The organism is Pseudomonas abyssi, from assembly GCF_002307495.1.
In the GTDB taxonomy this organism is placed as follows: Bacteria; Pseudomonadota; Gammaproteobacteria; order Pseudomonadales; family Pseudomonadaceae; genus Halopseudomonas; species Halopseudomonas abyssi.
In genome coordinates this window covers 255,718-274,701 of sequence record NZ_NTMR01000005.1, presented here as the reverse complement: position 1 = coordinate 274,701, position 18,984 = coordinate 255,718, and the positions used below count along the sequence as shown (strand labels likewise).

Below are 18,984 nucleotides of genomic sequence, written 5' to 3'. Positions count from 1 at the left end.
CCGGAGTTCAGACAGAGGATTCGGAGGGTTCAGGCGCAGCGCGGCGACGCAGCACGCGCTGGCGCAGGTTTTCCAGGTACAGGTACACCGCAGGTGTGGTGTACAGCGTCAGCAACTGACTCAGGGCCAGACCACCAAAGATAGTCATGCCCAGCGGACGACGCATCTCGGCGCCCTCACCAAAACCGAGAATCAGCGGCACCGCGCCAAGCATACCGGCCAGGTTGGTCATCAGGATCGGACGCAGGCGCAGCAGCGCCGCACGTTCAATGGCCTGGCGCGGCGCCATGCCGTCTCGACGCTGCAGCTCCAGCGCAAAATCGATCATCATGATGGCGTTTTTCATCACAATGCCAATCAGCAGGAACAGCCCCAGCATGGCAATCAGGCTGAGATTCTGGCCACCAAATTTCAGCGCCAGCAACGCGCCCAGCCCGGCCGGCGGCAGCGTAGAGAGAATGGTCAGCGGGTGCAGGGTACTCTCGTACAGCACCCCCAACACCAGATACACAGCCAGCAGCACCACCACAAAAACCCAGGGGTCCAGCGCGGTGCCGAAGTCATTGGCCGAGGGCGGCGCCTGGTGCACCGAGCTGGGCAGCATCACGTCGTTGAGAATCTGCTCGATGGCCTCACGCGCCTGAATGTCCGTCACCCCCTCAGCCAGCGCATAGCCAATGCCGAGGGAGGCAAACTGACCTTCGTGACGGATCCGGTCCTCGGCCATGCCGTAATCCCAGGTGGCAAAGGTGGAGAACGGCACCCGCTGGCCATCGCTGGTCAGTGCCTCCAGCTGGGACAGCACGGCGGGACTTTCGGTATAGCGTGGCGCCAGCTCCATCACCACCCGGTACTGGTTGAGCTCGTCGTACAGGGTGGCGACCTGGCGCTGGGAGAAGGAGTTGTTCAGCACCGAGGCGATGGTCTGCATATCCACGCCCAGGCGCCGCGCCGCTTCACGGTCGATATCCAGCACCACCTGGCGAGTCTCGTCGCCGTCCATGGAGTCCACGTCGGTCAGCAACGGGCTCTGTTCCATTGCCTGCGCCACCGTGCGCGACCACTGTTTCAGGGCCTCCAGCGAGTCCGACCGCAGCAGCACCTCGTACTCGCTGCTACGAAACGGTGGGCGGAAGAACAAGTCCTGCTGCACCATCAGGAACATCATGATGCCGGGAATCTTGGGCGCATTGGCCCGGAGTCGGTCGACCACTTCCTGCGCCGACGCATCGCGCTCGGACAGTGGCTTGAGCTTGATCGACAGCTGGGTGTTGGTCAGTCCTCGATCGCCACCAGAGGTACCGGTCAGGTCCGCCACCGCCGGGTCCTGCAGGATGTACTGCCGGTAGGCTTCAATCTTTGGCTGCATGACCTGAAAGGACAGGCCGTCATCACCGCGCAGAAAACCGTTGATCTGACCGCTGTCCTGCTGGGGCAGCGACTCTTCCGGCAGAGTGATCATCAAGTAGGCGCTAGCGCCAATCGCGCCCAACAGCAGCACAATGGCAACCGGACGAAAGCGTAGCAACCAGCGCAGAGAGCGAGCGTAACCGTCCTGCAAACTGGCAAACAGCGACTCCTTGTCCTGCTCCTGTGGCGCGGCGTGCTGTCCAGGCTTGAGCCATAACGCGCAGAGTGCCGGTGTCAGGGTCAGGGACACCAGCAGGGAAATCAGCATGGCCGCCACCAGCGTGATCGAGAACTCCTGAAACAGCTGCTGGATAAGACCGCCGAGCAGCAGGATAGACGCAAACACCACCGCCAGCGCCAGGGTCATGGCGATCAGGGTAAAGCGCAGCTCGCGGGCGCTGCGGGCAGCCGCCTGCAGGGGAGACAGCCCGTTGGCCATATGCCGCTGGACGTTCTCCAGCACCACAATGGCATCGTCCACCACCAGACCGGCGCCAACGATCAACGCCATCAGCGACAGGTTGTTGAGCGAGAAGCCACAGAGGTACATGACCACAAAACTGCCGATCAGCGATACCGGAATGGCGGTGGAAGGAATCAACGCAGCGCGCAGGTTACCGAGGAACAGCCAGACCACAACCACCACCAACAACGCAGCGAGCAGCAGCGATATTTGCGCCTCGCGCAGAGTCGCGCGGATCACCGGCGAGCGATCACTGATGATCGTCAGCTCGGCATCGGCCGGAATCAGGTTGTACAGCTGCGGCAGGCGCTCGTGGATATTGGCCACGGTTTCCACAATGTTGGCACCGCTCTGGCGGCTGATATCGAGAATCACCGCTGAGCGGTCGTTATGGAAGCCCGCGCTGTAACGGTTTTCCACCGAATCGGTGACCTGCGCCACGTCGCCAAGACGCACGGCGGCGCCGTCCTGATAGCGCACGATCAGCTCGCGGTAGGCCGCCGCCGTACGCAGCGCCTCGCTGGTCTGCACCTGCCAGCGGTGACTGCCCTGCTCGATCACGCCCATCGGGCGCAGCGCGTTAGTGCTGGAGATCACGCTGCGCACCTCGTCCAGCGAGATGCCGTAATGCATCAGCGCAGCCGCATCCAGTTGCACCCGCACCGCCGGCAGGGATGCACCGCCCACGCTCACCTCACCAACGCCGGAAATCTGCGCGATCTTCTGCGCCAGAATGGTCGAGCCAATGTCGTACAGCTCGCTGGGTGAGAGGTTGGGAGAACTCAGCGCCAGCCCCATGATCGGCGCCTGTGACGGGTCGATCTTGTGGTACTCGGGGTTGCCGGGCATACCCGCTGGCAGATCGCCGCGTACCGCGTTGATTGCCGCCTGCACCTCGCGTGCCGCCTCGTTAAGGTCGCGGTCCAGCTCAAAGGCGAGCGCCACCTGGGTCGAGCCCTGGCTGGACGATGAGGAAATCTCGGTGACCCCGGAAATGGCCCCCAGCGCGCGTTCCAGCGGCGTCGCCACGGTCGTTGCCATGCTCTCGGGGCTGGCGCCCGGCAGACTAGCGGTGACCACGATCATCGGCACCTCGACCTGCGGCAAGGGCGCCACCGGCAGCAGACGCCAGCACAGCACACCGACCAGTACCAGCGCCAGCGCCAGCAGCGACAGGCCAACCGGGCGCTGCAGCATGCCTGTCTCGGTGCTCACAGTGCGCGCTCGGGCGTCGACGCAGGCTCGGGTGTGCGCTGACGGGTCAAACGATCAAAGAACAGATACACCACCGGCGTGGTGAACAGCGTCAGCACCTGGCTAACCAGCAGCCCGCCGACCATCACCACCCCCAGCGGCTGGCGCAGTTCGGCGCCCGAGCCGCTGGCCAGCATCAGCGGCAGCGCGCCAAACAACGCCGCCAGCGTGGTCATCAGAATCGGCCGGAAACGCAGCAGGGCTGCCCGGTGAATCGCCTCGCGCGGGCTCATGCCCTGATTGCGCTGCGCCTCGAGGGCAAAGTCGACCATCATGATGCCGTTCTTTTTCACCAGACCAATCAGTAGCACGATGCCGACCACCGAGATCATGTCCAGCGCGCGCCCGGTCAAGAGCAGCGCCAGCAAGGCGCCGACCGTGGCCGAGGGCAGCGTCGAGAGAATGGTCACCGGGTGAATGGTGCTCTCGTAGAGCACGCCGAGCACGATATACATGGTCAACACTGCAGCCAGGATCAGCCACAGGGTATTGCTCAAGGAAGCGCGGAAGGCCTCGGCGGCGCCCTGGAAGCGCAACTCCACACTGACCGGCAGCTGCAGCTCCTGCTGTACGCTTTCAATCGCTTCGACCGCCTCACCGAGCGAAGCGTCGGGTGCCAGATTGAAGGACACAGTCGTCGCCGGAAACTGCCCCTGGTGGTTGATCAGCAACGCCGCGCTGCGCTGATGCACCTGCGCGACACTGGCCAGCGGAACGGAGCTGCCGGCGGCGCTGGTAACGTGCAGGTTGCGCAGGCTATCCGGCGTGCCGGCAAACTGCGGATCCACTTCCATGATCACGCGGTACTGGTTGGCCTGGGTAAACAGGGTCGCGATCTGGCGCTGACCAAAGGCGTTATACAGCGTGTTGGCCACGTCGGTGACACTCAGCCCCAGGCGCGCAGCGGCGTCGCGGTCAATCTCCACATAGGCTTCCAGGCCCTGCTGCTGCAGATCGGAGGCAACGTCCTGCAGCTCCGGGCGCGCGTTCAGCGCGTCGACCATCAGCGGCACCCACTCGCGCAGCTCGTCACTGTCCAGGCTGGTCAGACTGAACTGGTACTGGGTGCGGCTGACCCGGTCTTCAATGGTCAGCTCCTGCACCGGCTGGAACCAGGCAGTAATGCCCGGCACCTCGGCGGCGCGCTCGCGCAGCCGGTCCATCACGGTAAACAGACTTTCGTCGCGTTCACTGTGCGGCGGCAGGTTGATCAGCAAACGACCGCTATTGAGCGTGACGTTACTGCCATCGACCCCGATGAAGGACGACAGGTTCTCGATCGCCGGGTCTTCCAGCAGGGCGACGGCCAGATTGCGCTGACGCTCGGCCATGGCGCTGAACGAGATATCCTGCGGCGCCTCGGTAATCACCTGGATGACGTTGCTGTCCTGTACCGGGAAAAAATCCTTGTCCACCGCCAGGTACAGCAGCCCGGTCAACGCGATGGTGCCCAGCATCACCAGCAACGTGGCGCGCTGGCGCTCCAGCACCCAGTCGAGTGCGCGGCCATAGCGTTCGATCAGGCCATGCAAAAAGCCACCGGCGTGCTCCTGCGGCGGGGTATGCAGCATGCGCGCACACATCATGGGCGTCAGCGTCAGCGAGACCACCAGCGAGATGACAATGGCCACCGCCAGCGTAATGGCGAACTCGTGGAACAGCCGCCCCACCACATCCGGCATGAACAGCAGCGGAATCAGTACCGCGACCAGCGAGAAGGTCAGCGACATCAGGGTAAAGCCGATCTCGCCAGCGCCGGCCAGCGCGGCCTGCATCGGCGACTTGCCCATCTCCCGGTGCCGGGCCACGTTCTCCAGCATGACAATGGCATCATCCACCACAAACCCGGTGGCGATGGTCAGCGCCATCAGGGTCAGGTTGTTGACCGAGAAGTCCATCAGATACATGAAGGCGAAGGTGCCCACCAGCGACAGCGGCACCGCCACGCTGGGGATGATGGTGGCCGAGGGGCTGCGCAAAAACGCAAAGGTCACCAGCACCACCAGGCCAATGGCAAACAGCAGTTCTTTCTGGGTATCGCTGACCGAAGCACGGATGCTGTGGGTGCGGTCGGTCAGCACCGCGACATCGACCGCCGCCGGTAGGGTCGCGGTCAGCTGCGGCAGCAACGCACGCACACTGTCGGTGACATCGATCACATTGGCCCCGGGCTGGCGCTGCACGTTCAGCAGCACTGCCGGCTGGCTATTGGCCCAGGCGGCCAGGAAACGATCCTCGGCGCCGTCGACAATGGTCGCCACATCGCCGAGCCGCAGCGGCGCGCCGTCCTGCCAGGTGATGATCAGCTTGCGGTAGTCCTCTACCGAACGAATCTGGTCGTTGGCATCGAGCATGGTTGAACGGGTCGGACCATCAAAGCTGCCCTTGGGCTGATTGACGTTGGTCGCCGCGATGCTCTGGCGCACGCTGTCCAGACTCAGGCCGTAAGCCGTGAGCGCATTCGGGTTGATCAGCACCCGCAGCGCCGGACGCTGCCCACCGGCCAGACTCACCATGCCCACGCCGGATAGCTGCGCCAGCTTCTGCGCCATGCGGGTGTCGACCAGATCGTGCACCTCCGGCAGCGGCAGGCTGTCGGAGGTAATCGCCAGGGTCAGAATGGGCGCGTCCGCCGGGTTGACCTTGCGGTAGATCGGCGGTGTCGGCAGGTCGCTGGGCAGCAGGCTGTCTGCGGTGTTCATCGCTGCCTGCACTTCCTGTTCGGCCACGCCCAGGTCTTCGTCCAGGTCAAACTGCAGGGTGATGACCGAGGCGCCACCGGAACTGGTCGATGACATCTGTTTAAGCCCTGGAATTTGCCCCAGGTGGCGTTCCAGCGGCGCGGTAATGGTCCGCGCGGTGATTTCCGGGCTGGCACCCGGCTGGAAGGTAAAGACCTGAATAATCGGGTAATCGACCTGCGGCAACGCGGCGACCGGCAGCAGGCGCCAGGCCAGCAGGCCGGCGGCCATAAAGGCCAGCATCAGCAGCGAGGTGGCTACCGGGCGCAGAATAAAGGGCGTAGACAGGCTCTTCATGCCAGCGTACTCAATTGGCTGGTCGCGGACCGCGACGCTCACCGTTGCCCGGACGCTGCGCGGGCGCGGTTGCCGGCGAGGCGGTGGCGACCTCATTCTCGGCGTCAGGAATGACGACTTCCTTGCCGTCGCGCAGGCGATCCAGCCCTTCCAGCACCACCAGCTCACCGGCCTGCAACCCGCTGGTCACGGCAATTCTGCCGTCGGCGCTGGCGCCCAGCGTGACCTCACGCACATAGGCCTTGCTGTCCTCTACCACGTAGACATAGGTGCGGCTGTTGCCGAACTGCACCGCATCCGACGCAATGGTGACCACGTCGCGCAGGGTACTCAGGCGCAAACGCACATTGACGAACTGGTTGGGGAACAGCGCTTCATCCTCGTTGGCAAACTGGCCGCGGACACGCAGTGTGCCCGTCGCGGTATCAATCTGGTTGTCCAGGGTGGTGAGGTTGCCGCTGGCGATCACCTGTTGATCATTACGGTCCAGCACCTCGACCTTCAGCGGCTCTTCACCCCGGAACGAGCTGCGCAAGGCCGGCACGTCCACTTCTGGTACGGTGAAGTTGACGGCAATCGGCTGCATTTGGGTAATGCTGACAATGCCCTCGGCCTCGCTGCCGGTCACCAGGTTGCCCTGATCGATCTTGCGCAGCCCCAGGCGGCCGGCCAGCGGTGCGGTAATGCGTGTCCAGGACAGTTGCAGGCGGGCATCGTCAACGGCAGCCTGATTGGCTCGCACGGTGCCCAGCAGTTCGTTGACCATGGCGCGCTGATCACTCAATTGCTGACGGGCGATGGAGTCCTGCTCCCACAGGGTTTCATACAGGGCCAGGTCCGCACGGGCGTTTTCCAGCGTGGCGCGGCTCTGCTGCAGTTGACCTTCAGCCTGTTCCAGCTGCGCCTTGTAGGGCAAGGGGTCCACCTCGGCCAGCAGATCGCCCTGCTCAACGGCGGCGCCTTCTTCGAACACCACCCGCTCGAGCACGCCATTGACCCGGCTCTGCACAATCACGGTGTTGAGCGGCGTTACCGTCCCAATAGACTTGATCTGCACGTCCAGCTCGCTGCGCTGGGCAGGCTCCACTCGCACCACCGCTGGCGCGCCAAAGGCCATGCGATGCGACATGGGCGCCGGAGCGGCAGAACCAGAAAACTGATACCAGGCGAAAACCAGCGCAGCAACGATGGCAGCAAGCAGCAGCAGCCACTTGACCCGCGTACGGGAGAACAGAGCAGAAGAAGGCATAAAGGTCAGGGTCCGGGAATAGCTTTAAGCACTAGGGACTCTAGGCAATATGCCTTGCCAGCCCTAGAGAATTTACACACTTTTACCTAATGCGAAGACGACCTGACAAAGCCGCCTTCCAAGGTTCCATCCCGGACAGAACGCCCTCTCCGGGCGCTGGAAGCGCGCCGTTAGCGAGCGCGCAGAAACACTGGGCAAACCACACGCAACAGCGCCGGTCGATAGCTTAGCGTCATCGCCGTGGCCACAGCGGCAACCGGCAACAGGGTAAACCAGACCAGCACCGCCATTGACGGGTGGTCTGCCTTGAAACAACAGAGCACCGACACCCCTAGCGCCAGCCAGCCAAGGGGCCGCAGATAACCCGGCGCCACCTCATTGGCCACGAACACCTGGCGCCAGTGTGCCGGTAGAGACAGGGCCAGCCAACCGGTGGCCAGCCACATGCTGGCCGCCGCAGCCAGCAACCATAGTCCAGCGTTACTCATACGCCACCCCGTCAATCCGGCTGGCCTGCTTCACCTCTACGGTGCGTGCCAGGCGCCGCGCCGTGAATACCGACACCAACGCGCAGGCCAGCAGACTCAAGTCAACGCCGGCAACCGCCCAGTAGGGCTCCAGCAGCATGGTTTTCAGCAGATGATCGCCGGTGGTGAGCCAGTTGAGCAGCACCGCCGCCACGCAGGCCAGCGCCAGCGCCCAGCACTGCTCGCGCCAAGCCGGATTGCTGCGCGCCTGGGCCACCGGAGCGCTGCGCCAGAGGGCGTGCAGCAGACTCAGCAGCCAGACGGCCCAGAAAGTCCACTTCTCCCAGTCGCCACGACCGGGCATGGCGTCGGGCAGCAAGCGGTTGGCCACCAGCATGGCCACGGCCGCCAGTACCATGCCGGTCACCGTGGTCACCGCCATGGCATCGACCAGTCGACAGCCCTGCAGACCGCGCTTGGCGTGTTCCTGCTTACGCTTTTCGACAAAAAACACAAAACCGGTGGCGATACAGATACAGCCCAGCAAGCCACCAGCGACGTAAAGCCAGCGCAAGGTCCAGTGTTCGAAATGCTGCAAATGCAGGCCGGTCAGGAATTCATTGACCGCGCCCACCGGATCGCTCGGTGGCTCTTCGCGCAGCACCTCGCCGGTGCTGGCCTTGAAGTGGATACCCTCACCCACCAGCGCCACCCGGTCACTGCCGGCGCGATAGATGCTGACATAACCGTTGGCGTCGCCCAGATGCTCGATCATCAGCAGGCCCACCTCACCGGCCATGTCACGCTCGGCCCAGATACGCTTGGCCTCGGCAACCATGGCATCGACCGAGGCCAGCTCGGCCGGCACGCCCGCCTCGTCATGCGGCAGCCCGGTATGCTCGGCCTCAATGACCTCGTGCCGGTCATGCAGCGGTTTGAGCAGGGTCCCGGACACCGGGAAATAGTAGAAAGAGGCAAAGATCACCAGTCCGGTGAAGGCGAAGAAGAAGTGAAAGGGCAACGCCACCACACCGGTCATATTGTGCAGATCCAGGGTGCTGCGCTGGGTGCGCTTCTTCGGCCGAAAGGTAAAGAACTCCTTGAACAGCTTGCGGTGCATGATCACGCCGGTGACCAGCGCTACCAGCATGACCAGCGCCGCCAGCCCCACCACAAAGACGCCGATGTTCTTCCAGTGCACCTGCAGGCTGTAATGCATCGGATAGAACCAGTTGCTGCCGATTTTCAGCTGGTCATCCGGCAGCGCCGCACCGGTACGCGGGTCGATGGTGGCCCAACCGTGCACGTGCAGGTGGTCGTCTTTGGAGTCGATCGGTTTGTTGGGGATGGCGAACTCGGCGCCAATACGCAGCACCGGGTCACGGTGGGTGGTGTAGGCAAATAGCCCGACCATGGGCATGGTCTCGGGTGCCGGCAGATCGCCAATTACCCGTTCCGCGGTCGCGGCCATATCCAGCGGGTGAGGCTTGAGATCAGCAAAGACCTGTTTGAGCAGGTTGTCGTAGGACGGCATCGGCTGCGGCTCAAAACGCGTCTCCGGGATCGCCCAACGGTCGATCTCGCGGTCGAAGACGGACAGCGCGCCAAAGAAGAAGGCGACCATCAGCACAAACCCCAGTACCAGCCCGAACCAGGTATGCACCCAGGCCATGGATTGGCGGAAACTGTTCAGCATGGCGGTGCTCCTATCCGATGATCATGCGCTGCAGCTGCCAGGCGGCAGCCAGCATGACCGCGCTGCCACCAGCCAGCACCAGCCAGACTCGCCGCACACTGGCAGCGGCAAAGGTCCACAGAAACAGCCCCAGGTAAAGCAAAAAGGCCAGCATCATCATGGCCTGCTCGGCCGCGTGATACTCCAGCCCAGCGCCATGCAGCGCCGCGACGCCCAGGGCAACCACACCCCAGACAAAGGCATAGCAACCAAAAATCGCTGCCAGAATACGCGAGATGATGGCGCCACGTGACGCGCTGACCATCATGAATTGTACTCCGCCAAAGGACCTGTCATGCCATTCACCTACAGCACGCCCGGTGCTGTTGCCGGGCGGTGATAGAAAGAAGAAACGACCCGGTCAGCCCAGCGTGGGCAGATGACGCAGGTGCGCAGCCGAGAATGATAGAAATTATCATTTTACTATGCAAGCAGCAGCCGCCCGACGGTGTGCTGCGGGCGGCCAGGCCAGGCCGTGCCGTGCCGTGCCGTAGCAGCAGCATTCAAAGCTAGCGTTCAGCGCCCCCGCCAGACAGTGCCGGCCGGATTGTCGATAGGTACCCCGACGGAATTGCCGTATTCAGTCCAAGAGCCATCGTAGTTCCGCGCCGGGTAGCCGAGCAGGCGGTGCAGCACAAACCAGCTATGACTCGAACGCTCACCGATGCGGCAATAGGTGATCACCGGACGCTGACCGTCGATACCCACTCTCTGATAGAGCGCGCGCAGCTCTTCTACCGGACGAAAACGACCATCGGGCTGCACTACCTTCGACCAAGGCACGTTGACCGCGCCAGGCACGTGGCCGGCTCGCATAGACAATTCCAGCGAGCCAGCCGGGGCGATCACCCGGCCCTGATACTCATCCGGCGAGCGGATATCCAGCAACGCGACATCAGTGCGCCCCTGCGCCGCATCCACCACATCGCCCAGACGCGCACGGTAACGCTCACTGGCCTCGGGCAGTATGAGTTGGCTGGGCTTGGCAGTACTTGCCTCACGCGTCAGGACGCGCCCCTCCAGCTCCCACTTGATGCGCCCGCCGTCGAGCAGTTTTACCTGCTCCAGACCGTAGGTTTCGAAAATCCAGGCACCCCAGGCAGCAAACCAGTTGTGGTTGTCGCCGTACAGCACCAAAGTGCTGTGCGCATCGACTCCCGCCGCGCGCAGCTGGGCCTGCAACTGCTCGCGCGGAGCGATGTCCCGGCGCACCGGATCAACCAGATCGGTATGCCAATCCAGATTGAAGGCACCGGGAATGTGTCCGGCGTCATATTGCTCGGGCGCCACGCTGACCTCAAACAGCCGGATCTGCGGATCATCCAAATGCGCAGCTAGCCACTCGGTACTCACCAGCGCATCGGCACGGGCTAACCCAACACTCAACAGCAAGGCACACAACATAAGAAAACGCATCAGTGGATCTCCTCGGCAGCATCGATAGAACGGGCGACGGCAATCAAACGCTCGGCGTCAGCCAGCGAAGCAGACGGGGTAAACAGCGCAAATCCTCGGTCTGCGCCCTCCCATGCCAGCAACGTCGCCTCACTGCCCGACAGCGCCTTAAAACGCTGCAGACTGGCCGGCCGCTGATTGACCAGCAGGTTTACCTGCTCGGGGTGAAGCGCCAGCCCATCGTTACCCTCAGTCGGCAAGAACTCCCGCAGATTGGTGATCTGGCTATCACAGTTAAAGGTCATAAATTGGCCCGGTATCCGCTGGCCGCCACCCACTTTAAGGCCGCACAGCTGCGCGCACTCAACCAGCATCGAGCTGTGCACGTAATAGGAGAGCGAGCGCATGGCAGGTTGTTCACTGTCACCGGCGGGGCGACGCCAGGCCGTCAATTCCGGCTCCAGGCTATCCAGGCGAGGATCATCCAGTGGCGTTTGCACAGCGATCAGCTCCGGGGTGGCGGCGGCCTGCTGCAGGATGGCGAGCCGCGCCCCATCGACATCATTGACGGCATGACGGGCACAGCCCGCTAGACTGGCGGCCAACAGCAGGGCGCCAAACACGGTTAGTTTGGTATTCATCAGGTACTCCGGATCAGGATTCAGAAGCGGTAGCCGACTTCCAGGGTAAAGTTGCGACCAAGCTCGTAATCCAGCTCGGCGGTCGTGCTGTAGCTGCTGCTACTGCCGATGGCATTGCGGCGATTCAGCACATTGCCCACATCCAGGCTGGCAAATACCGCTTGGTGATTGCCCAGTGCCTGCTCCCAGCCAACGCGCATATCCCAGGTCAACGCCGAGGAAATGTCGTAATCCTCGTAGTTGTAGATACTCTGCCCCTCATGGGTCACACGGCCGGTGCGAATGACCTGCGAATAGTCCGCACGCCAGTTAAAGAAATTACCCAGTGTCAGCCCCCAAGCCGGAATCTGCGTGGTGGTCGCCAGTCGGGCTGACCAGGGCCGGGTGTAGTTGTCCACCGGAATATCGTAGGTCTTGATGACTTTGCCCTTGTACATCACCGGCGTGTCATCAAATTCCTCGTCATAACCGGTGTTGGTGGTTGTCACATCGTTCCAGCTGAGGGTCAGCTCGCCGTGGGTGCGGGTATCCCAGAAGTCCAGAGCGCGCAATGGACTGACACTCAAGTAATAGTTGAGGCTGTCAGTCTTGCCGTCATTGGTGTAGGTGTAATAAGTCGTTGCCAAATCCGGCCGACTGCCGTCATTGGTTACAGGCTCGCGGTGGATCTGGTCACGACCATCGCGACTAACCACCCGCAAGGTAAACAGGGTGTCGGCAACCACTTACTCAATGGCCAGGGTCAGCTCGTCGTCATAGGGCGTATCCATATCCTGCAGGCTGGTGGCATTGCGCGCGGCCAGAGTTAGCTCACCAAACTCCAGCGTGGTGCTGTCGCGCAGGGTGTAGTAGCGCAGTGACTCACGCTCCTCGCGCAGGCGAAAGTCGAAGATGTTACGGCCGTAGTAACGGTTGGCGCCGGCAATCAACCGCGTGCTGCCGTCACTGAACAAGTCCCAGGTGCCGGACAGACGGGGGGCCAGATTGGCGTTTTGCTGGTAGTCATCCCATTCAGCGCGCAGGCCGGCGCGCAATTCGACATTGCGCCACTCCATGCGGTCTTCGGCGAAGGCCGCCAATGACAGCTGGTCAACCTCGATCTCGCCGGGTAGATAGTAATAGAGCCGGTTGAACATCTGCCCTGCTCCCGGCTCCCAGCCGCGATAGGGGTTGGCGGTAATCGGCGACTCCGAGCAATACTCGGTATCCACTGCGCCGGAGGCCGTCAGGCAGCTGTAGGTCGCAACGAGGTCGGTTCCGTTGGCCTGTACAAAGGTGTTGTCGCGGACGTAGCTTGCCTCGGTGTACTCCACCAGGCTGCCGAGGCTGACGTTGTGCTGCACGCCGCCAGCGGCAAAAGGCAATAGCTCCAGCCGTAGCTCATGCCCAAGCTTCTCCTGGCTCTGCTCGATGTTGCCGTAGGTGCCTTCCATCGCCGCATTCCAGCGCTGGGTAGGGTCAGACCAGTTTTTCTCGTCCGAGGCGTACCAGGCCTTGAAGTAGTCCGCACCGTTTTGCCGTGATTGCTCTACCTCGGTGTAATACAGCGCATTGCGCCAAGTACCCCAGTTACCCCTCCAGTCCGCTTTGACGTTGAACTGCAGCCCACCCGACTCCATGTCGAAGCCGCCATTCAGGGTGTTGATATTGAAGTACTCGGCCTTTTGCGGCGCGTAATTCAGGCTAGCGCCCAGATCGAGCCGGTCACTCGCCGCCCAGACCGCTTTGAGAAACAGGTTGTCGATCTGCTGCTGTAGATCCGTCACGGTCGGCGCGGTAACACCATTGTCGGCATAGGTACGCGCGTAGATGTTCTTGTCATAGATGGTCGACTGCCGCCGCACCACACTACCCAGCAGGCCAAAGTCATCGGTCAAGTGGCCTTCGAGCGTGGCGCGGTAGGTCAGGGTTTTGAAGTCGGGCTGGATCTCAGCAGTGCCGTCGGGGTCGCCAGAGTCATAAAAGTCGTCCTGATAGCGCTCATCCAAGTGGTACTCGGTCCAGCTGTCCTTGGTCATGCTGGCGGAGATACTGCCGGCCAAGCGCTGGCTGGGGTCGCGTGTGGTGGCGTCGATCACACCACCGGTAAAGCCGCCATAGCGGGCCGGCACGTTGCTGTCGTACACCGTGATCGCCTCCAGCAGGGAGGTATCCAGGTTCATGCCCTGGCTGGTATTGGCCGGCAAATCGGTAGTCGATGAGTTGGCGGCCACCGTGCGCCCGCCCGGGTTGATGTCGTTGTTGACGTTGATGCCATCCACCGAGAAGTTGTTGTCCCAGTATTTGGCGCCGTTGATGGAGATGTTCTCGGCGCTCAGATCAGCCGGGGTTTTGCTGTCACGCGAATAGCGATCAAACTGCACCGCCGGGTGCTGTCTCAACAGCTCGGTGATCTGGCCGTTGCGTCCGGGAGCAGTGGCGATGTGTTCAGCATCGTAAACGGTGATACCGGGCACCCTCGCAGCCTCCTCCAGCGCCGCAGCAGAGACCTGCAGGGCTGGCAAGGCGCCATGTTCAGCAGAGACAATGCGATAACTACCGTCACGGTCGAGCACCGCCTGCAAACCGGAGCCGCCTAGCAACACCTGTAACCCCTCAGCCACCCCGTAACTGCCATTCAGGCCTTCGGTAAGCAGCCCCTCGGTCAGGCTGGCGTCAAAGGAGATAACCACGCGATTGCGGGCAGCAAACTGGCTTAGCGCAGCGCCCAACGGGCCCGCCGGAATGTCCATTTGCTGAACATGCGCCGTATCAGCTTGGCTCTGCGCGTGCGCTATGGCTGTCGGCGTCAAGGCCAAAACAGCGCCCAGCATCAGGCTGCGGCGCAGCGCGCTGGCAAGCGGCCTCAGGTTTAAGCGAGGGGTATGGGTGTTGGGTACTGAGATCATGACGTTACCTGTCAGTGTGTGTGGCATTACTGACTAGGTCGAACGACAAATGAAAAAGGACAGCAACTGACAATGATTTTTATTCAGGAAGAATATCCACCCAATACCGGGTGCGAAATTGCACGCGCGCAGGGAAGGAGCGAGTGATCGCCTGCAGCGCTTGGTCGGTGTCATCGATACGGAAAGCGCCGCTGATACGGTATTGCGCCAGTTCAGGCGCACAACGCACAAAACCCGAGCGGTACCGCGCCAGCTCATCGGCAAACTGGGTAAGAGGCATATTTTCCACGGCGAGAATTCCGTTAACCCAGGCATCACTAAAAGCCGGATGGGTACCGATGGACAGCTCACCCGGGGTTATTTTTACCGACTCCCCTGCGCCGAGCAGACGTTGCTGCCCCTGCGCACCGGTCACTTCAACCAGGTGCTCGTAGACCTTCACCTCACTACGGGAGCCGTCGCGGCGTACCGAAAAACGGGTCCCCAGAGCGCGCGCGACGCCTTGCCCGGTTTCGACCAGGAAAGGCCGACCAATCGGATCTTTGGCAGTTTCGATCATCACTTCACCCTGACGCAGCAACGCTCGGCGTTCTAGCTCGCTAAAACGCAGGTCTACCGCCGACGCAGAGTTAAGGGTCAGACGCGAGCCGTCGGGCAAGGTCAACATGCGCACTTCTCCGCGCGCACTATGCGCGTCGGCGACATACAAGCCTGCGGGGCTATAGCGGTACCCCAGCCAGCCAGTGGCGCCCACTCCTACCCCTAGCAGCAGAGCCCGCAGAACCGTACGACGACTGCTTTGCAACTCACGATCGCGGCGCTGAAAACTGTCAAAGGCGAGTCGCCCAGGCAGATTGCCCAGTTGTGCCTGCAGCATGCCTACCCGCCCCCAGGCCCAGCGGTGCAGCGGGTCCTGAGCCAGCCAGGCTTCCAGCTCGCCTGCGGATCGCTCTGCTGCCTCACCAGCACAGAGGGTGGAGTACCAATGGGCAGCCTCCTTGAGCGCCACCCGGCGGTCAGAGGAATGGGTAACAGTCATGACAACTCCAGCTCCAGCGCATACAACAGACAATGCTCGGTAGCCTTGGCCATATACTTTTTAACCATGCTCACGGAAACACCCAGCCGCTCGGCAATCTCGCTGTAGCGCAGCCCTTGCAGTTGGGAAAGCAGAAAGGCCTCACGTACCTTGGAGCCCAGACCAGTGAGCATGCAGTCAAGCTGCTGCAGTGCCTCCAGAAGCAACAGGCGCTGTTCCGGAGAGATATCCACCGCTTCCGGAGCCAACGCCAGCGATTCCAGCCAGGCCTTCTCCAGCGCACGGCGACGCAAGTGATCGATCAGAACCCGATTGGCGATGGTGGCAAGATAGCTACGCGGCTCTCGCACCGCTTGCACTTGGGTGGCAGCGTTATCCGCGCTGAGAATGCGAACAAAGGTATCGTGGCAGAGGTCTGCAGCTCGAAAACTGCAGCCCAAACGACGCTGCAGCCACCCAGTCAGCCACCGGTGGTGCTGCAGGTACAATTGCTGCACCTGATCTCCAGATGATTCGGCAGACACGCCCCCTCCCCCAACACATGCAAGTGGGCGCAAAAGGCACCCAAACAAGAATGCTTCTCATTATATTGAGAGAGAACACAGCATGCAATGTGTCAGCCCCTTGCGCTAGGCGAGGGGCTGACCTGCTGACTCAGATATCCCACACCAAATTGACTGCAAAGTTGCGACCTGGCTGGGTCAGGCGGTCGAGGTTGGCAGGGCTGGTGACGGTCGCTTCGCCGACGCTGTCGTAGCCGCGCACGTCATCCCACAGCCAGTACTTTTTATCGGTCAGGTTAAACAGCCCGGCGTTGACCACCAGATCGTCCGTCACCTGATAGTAGGCGGTCAGGTCCAGCAGGCCAAAGCCGGGGCTGGCGAACTGGCTGGTGGTGCCATCGGGGATGTTCAGGCTGGATTCGTCGATGCGGGTCTTGCGTTTGACCAGCGTCCAGGCCAGCTCGCCGCCGTAACGGGCCTGTTCATACCCCAGGCTGAACACACCGGTCAGCGGGTTGACGCTGTTCAGCGGTGCGCCATTGTCATCGTTGCGGCCACGGGCGTAGGCAATCGAGCCCTGCGCATACAGCCCAGGAGCCATGCCGAAGTGCTCCAGGTTCAGACGGCCCTTGGCTTCCACGCCACGGATGCTGGCGTGAGCAATGTTGCGGGTCTGGAAGGTATCACTGGTGTAGCCGGGGGTAATGGCGTTCTCGTCGATAAAGTCGCGGTACTCGTTGTAGAACAGCGCCAAATCAAAGTTGCCGGCCTCAAAGTAGCCACGCAGGCCGGTTTCCAGGCCGCGGCTCTTCTCCGGCTCCAGGTCCGGGTTGGGTTCCACCGTGTAGCCGCCGGCCAGGTTCTCAAAGCGGCCGTACAGGGCCTTGGCGGTTGGCGTGCGGAACCCTTCGGCATATTGCCCGAACCAGGTGTAGCGATCATCAAACTGGTAGGTCACGCCCAGCTTGGGCGATACCCGGTGCCAGGTGCGGTCATCATCGTTGTAGTCGGTCACGTCACTGCTGCTGACAGTCGCCAGAAACTCATCGGTCAGCTCGGGCGACAGACGGGTGTGGTCATAACGCAGGCCCGGCAGGAAGGTCCACTGATTCCAGCGAATCTCGTCCTGTACAAACAGGCTGTAGACCTTGATGGTCGGATCGGGGAAATCACTCTGCGGGGTCAGGGTGTCAGAGGCGTTACTGCTGATCGCGCCGGCGGTCGGACAACTGGCGCTGATCGCCTGCAGGCAGACGCCATAACCGGTACGCAGGCCCGTCACTTCCTGACGTTTCAGTGTCGCACCGTAGGTCAACAGGTGATCACTGCTGCCCAGACTGAACGCCTTGTCCAGCTGCAGATCCAGCATCCACTGCCGATCCTTGTAGGTGGTGTCGCGGTAGCGCTGTACGTCACGGCTGACTGCACCAGTGAAAAAGTTCTTGGGGACGTAGTGCTCTACCGTGCTCTGGTCGGTTTTGGCCAGCTGGTAATTCAGACTCCAGTTCAGGTTGTCAGCCAGCAGACTGTCGAGCGCCAGCATGTGCGACAGGCTGTAGCGCTCGCGGGTAATGGTGTCGTTGCCCTCACGCGACTCGTAGTAACCAAAGCCGCTGCCGGCGTTGTATGGCCCGCCCACGGCGCTGAGCTGGTTGGTGTCGCGGTCGTCTTCGTAGTTCTCGTAGGTCAGCTGCAGGCGGCCGTTGTCGCTGTAGTCCCAGCCGAGCTTGGCCAGAATGTTGGTGGTCTGCACGTCTTCCGGGTTGGCGGCCGTGCGATCCAGGCCGATGCCGCCGGTGGTGCCATAAGACTCGGTCTCATGGCCGTTACGCTGGGACAGGTGCAGCAAGGCATCAAGATTGCCGGTACGACCGGCCACGGTGCCCGAGGTCAGCCAGCTTTCATCAGCCGAGCTGTAACCGGTCATGAAGCGCGCGCCGGTATCGCGGCCGGGCTTGATGATGTCGTCGGCGTCCAGGGTGAAGTAGCTGACCGCGCCACCGATGGCGCTGCTACCGTACAGAGCCGAGGCCGGGCCGCGCAGAATTTCCACCCGCTTGACGATTTCCGGGTCAACATAGTTGCGCTGGGTGTTGGCGTAGGGGCCGTTGAAAAAGCTGTTGGGAATCTCGACGCCGTCTACCTGGGTCAGCACCCGATCACCATCGATGCCACGAATGTTGTAGCCGGTGATGCCCGAGCGCTGCCCGGTGCCGCCCACCGAGACGCCCGGTTCGCCACGCACCAGTTGGCGAGTGGTATTGACCAGTTCACGGTCCAGTTGCTCGCGGCCCAGTGAGCTGACCGTGCTCGGCACCTCGTCAACCATGCGCTGGCTGCGCGTCGCAGTGACGGTAATGGCCTGCAGGTTGACCGCCCGCTCGCCAGACACCAGCACGACACTACGCTGGCCCGCACTGCGGTAGCCCACGCCGGTGCCACGCAGCAGCTCGGTCAGCGCCTGTTCGGGAGACAGCCGGCCACTGACCGGTGCGGACTGCAGGTCTGCCGCCAGATCAGCCTGCAGTCCAACCTGCCAGCCACTGATATCGCTGAAGGCATTGAGCGCTGCCACCAGCGGCTGCGCCGGAATCTCAAAGCTGTAGCGCGCCTGGCTCTGCTGCAGATTGCTGGCAGGAGCGTCGGCGGCGAGCGCCTGCGGCACAGCGGCGCAGGAGATGGCCAGGGCCAGGAGCGAGAGGCAGGTGGTAGAGCGGGTTCGGGACAGGACGCGGCGAGGTTGAGCGGTCATCGAGAATCTCTTTGCAGGGTCGTGGAGCAGCAAACAATGCGAATGGTTTGCATTACTTCCTGACGAGACGAACAACCTGTCGAGATTGCGTAAAAATAATTTGGCGTGTCTTGCGAGAGGGGGCGCGCAGCCGGCCAGCAGCCACCGATC

Annotated in this window: 13 protein-coding genes; all 13 read right to left on the bottom strand. The window is 62.2% G+C overall.

Annotated features, from left to right (window positions below):
- Positions 1–7: 7 nt before the first annotated feature.
- Positions 8–3,088 carry an efflux RND transporter permease subunit gene (locus tag CNQ84_RS05925; RefSeq protein ID WP_425439949.1) on the bottom strand — a complete coding sequence of 1,027 codons (3,081 nt, stop codon included), beginning with the start codon at positions 3,086–3,088 and terminating at the stop codon, positions 8–10.
- Positions 3,085–6,165: a multidrug efflux RND transporter permease subunit gene (locus CNQ84_RS05920; protein WP_096003976.1), complete on the bottom strand. Its 3,081-nt coding sequence runs from the start codon at positions 6,163–6,165 to the stop codon at positions 3,085–3,087. Before CNQ84_RS05920 ends, CNQ84_RS05925 begins: the two co-directional genes overlap by 4 nt.
- A 10-nt stretch (positions 6,166–6,175) precedes the next feature.
- Positions 6,176–7,414: an efflux RND transporter periplasmic adaptor subunit gene (locus CNQ84_RS05915; protein ID WP_096003975.1), complete on the bottom strand. Its 1,239-nt coding sequence runs from the start codon at positions 7,412–7,414 to the stop codon at positions 6,176–6,178.
- A gap of 170 nt (positions 7,415–7,584) precedes the next feature.
- Positions 7,585–7,902 carry a DUF3325 family protein gene (locus tag CNQ84_RS05910; RefSeq protein ID WP_096003974.1) on the bottom strand — a complete coding sequence of 106 codons (318 nt, stop codon included), beginning with the start codon at positions 7,900–7,902 and terminating at the stop codon, positions 7,585–7,587.
- A complete protein-coding gene (locus tag CNQ84_RS05905) occupies positions 7,895–9,577 on the bottom strand; it encodes a PepSY-associated TM helix domain-containing protein (RefSeq protein ID WP_096003973.1) in 1,683 nt (560 codons plus the stop codon). The genes CNQ84_RS05910 and CNQ84_RS05905 overlap by 8 nt, the downstream gene beginning before the upstream one ends.
- 10 nt (positions 9,578–9,587) lie before the next feature.
- Positions 9,588–9,884, bottom strand: coding sequence for a hypothetical protein (locus CNQ84_RS05900; protein ID WP_217350057.1), 297 nt, complete (start codon positions 9,882–9,884; stop codon positions 9,588–9,590).
- A 248-nt stretch (positions 9,885–10,132) separates the two neighbouring features.
- Entirely contained in the window at positions 10,133–11,032 is a 900-nt protein-coding gene (locus CNQ84_RS05895) for a sulfurtransferase (protein ID WP_096003972.1), read from the bottom strand.
- The gene (locus CNQ84_RS05890; RefSeq protein WP_096003971.1) at positions 11,032–11,652 is read right to left on the bottom strand and encodes a hypothetical protein; all 621 of its coding nucleotides are present in this window, start codon (positions 11,650–11,652) and stop codon (positions 11,032–11,034) included. The genes CNQ84_RS05895 and CNQ84_RS05890 overlap by 1 nt, the downstream gene beginning before the upstream one ends.
- Positions 11,653–11,672: 20 nt before the next feature.
- Positions 11,673–12,377, bottom strand: a complete 705-nt coding sequence (locus tag CNQ84_RS05885; RefSeq protein WP_096003970.1) for a porin family protein — start codon at positions 12,375–12,377, stop codon at positions 11,673–11,675.
- Positions 12,378–14,384, bottom strand: coding sequence for a TonB-dependent receptor (locus CNQ84_RS05880; RefSeq protein ID WP_165771230.1), 2,007 nt, complete (start codon positions 14,382–14,384; stop codon positions 12,378–12,380). It abuts the gene before it with no gap.
- Between the two features lie 235 nt (positions 14,385–14,619).
- Positions 14,620–15,579 carry a FecR domain-containing protein gene (locus tag CNQ84_RS05875; protein WP_096003968.1) on the bottom strand — a complete coding sequence of 320 codons (960 nt, stop codon included), beginning with the start codon at positions 15,577–15,579 and terminating at the stop codon, positions 14,620–14,622.
- Entirely contained in the window at positions 15,576–16,103 is a 528-nt protein-coding gene (locus tag CNQ84_RS05870; protein WP_096003967.1) for a sigma-70 family RNA polymerase sigma factor, read from the bottom strand. Before CNQ84_RS05870 ends, CNQ84_RS05875 begins: the two co-directional genes overlap by 4 nt.
- 130 nt (positions 16,104–16,233) lie before the next feature.
- Positions 16,234–18,834: a TonB-dependent receptor gene (locus CNQ84_RS05865; protein WP_096003966.1), complete on the bottom strand. Its 2,601-nt coding sequence runs from the start codon at positions 18,832–18,834 to the stop codon at positions 16,234–16,236.
- Positions 18,835–18,984: the final 150 nt, after the last annotated feature.

Coding starts and splice junctions, on each gene's coding strand:
- CNQ84_RS05920 (WP_096003976.1), bottom strand. CDS start 6,165: ATGAAGAGCCTGTCTACGCCCTTTATTCTGCGCCCGGTAGCCACCTCG.
- CNQ84_RS05915 (WP_096003975.1), bottom strand. CDS start 7,414: ATGCCTTCTTCTGCTCTGTTCTCCCGTACGCGGGTCAAGTGGCTGCTG.
- CNQ84_RS05910 (WP_096003974.1), bottom strand. CDS start 7,902: ATGAGTAACGCTGGACTATGGTTGCTGGCTGCGGCGGCCAGCATGTGG.
- CNQ84_RS05905 (WP_096003973.1), bottom strand. CDS start 9,577: ATGCTGAACAGTTTCCGCCAATCCATGGCCTGGGTGCATACCTGGTTC.
- CNQ84_RS05900 (WP_217350057.1), bottom strand. CDS start 9,884: ATGATGGTCAGCGCGTCACGTGGCGCCATCATCTCGCGTATTCTGGCA.
- CNQ84_RS05895 (WP_096003972.1), bottom strand. CDS start 11,032: ATGCGTTTTCTTATGTTGTGTGCCTTGCTGTTGAGTGTTGGGTTAGCC.
- CNQ84_RS05890 (WP_096003971.1), bottom strand. CDS start 11,652: ATGAATACCAAACTAACCGTGTTTGGCGCCCTGCTGTTGGCCGCCAGT.
- CNQ84_RS05880 (WP_165771230.1), bottom strand. CDS start 14,384: ATGGACATTCCGGCGGGCCCGTTGGGCGCTGCGCTAAGCCAGTTTGCT.
- CNQ84_RS05875 (WP_096003968.1), bottom strand. CDS start 15,579: ATGACTGTTACCCATTCCTCTGACCGCCGGGTGGCGCTCAAGGAGGCT.
- CNQ84_RS05865 (WP_096003966.1), bottom strand. CDS start 18,834: ATGACCGCTCAACCTCGCCGCGTCCTGTCCCGAACCCGCTCTACCACC.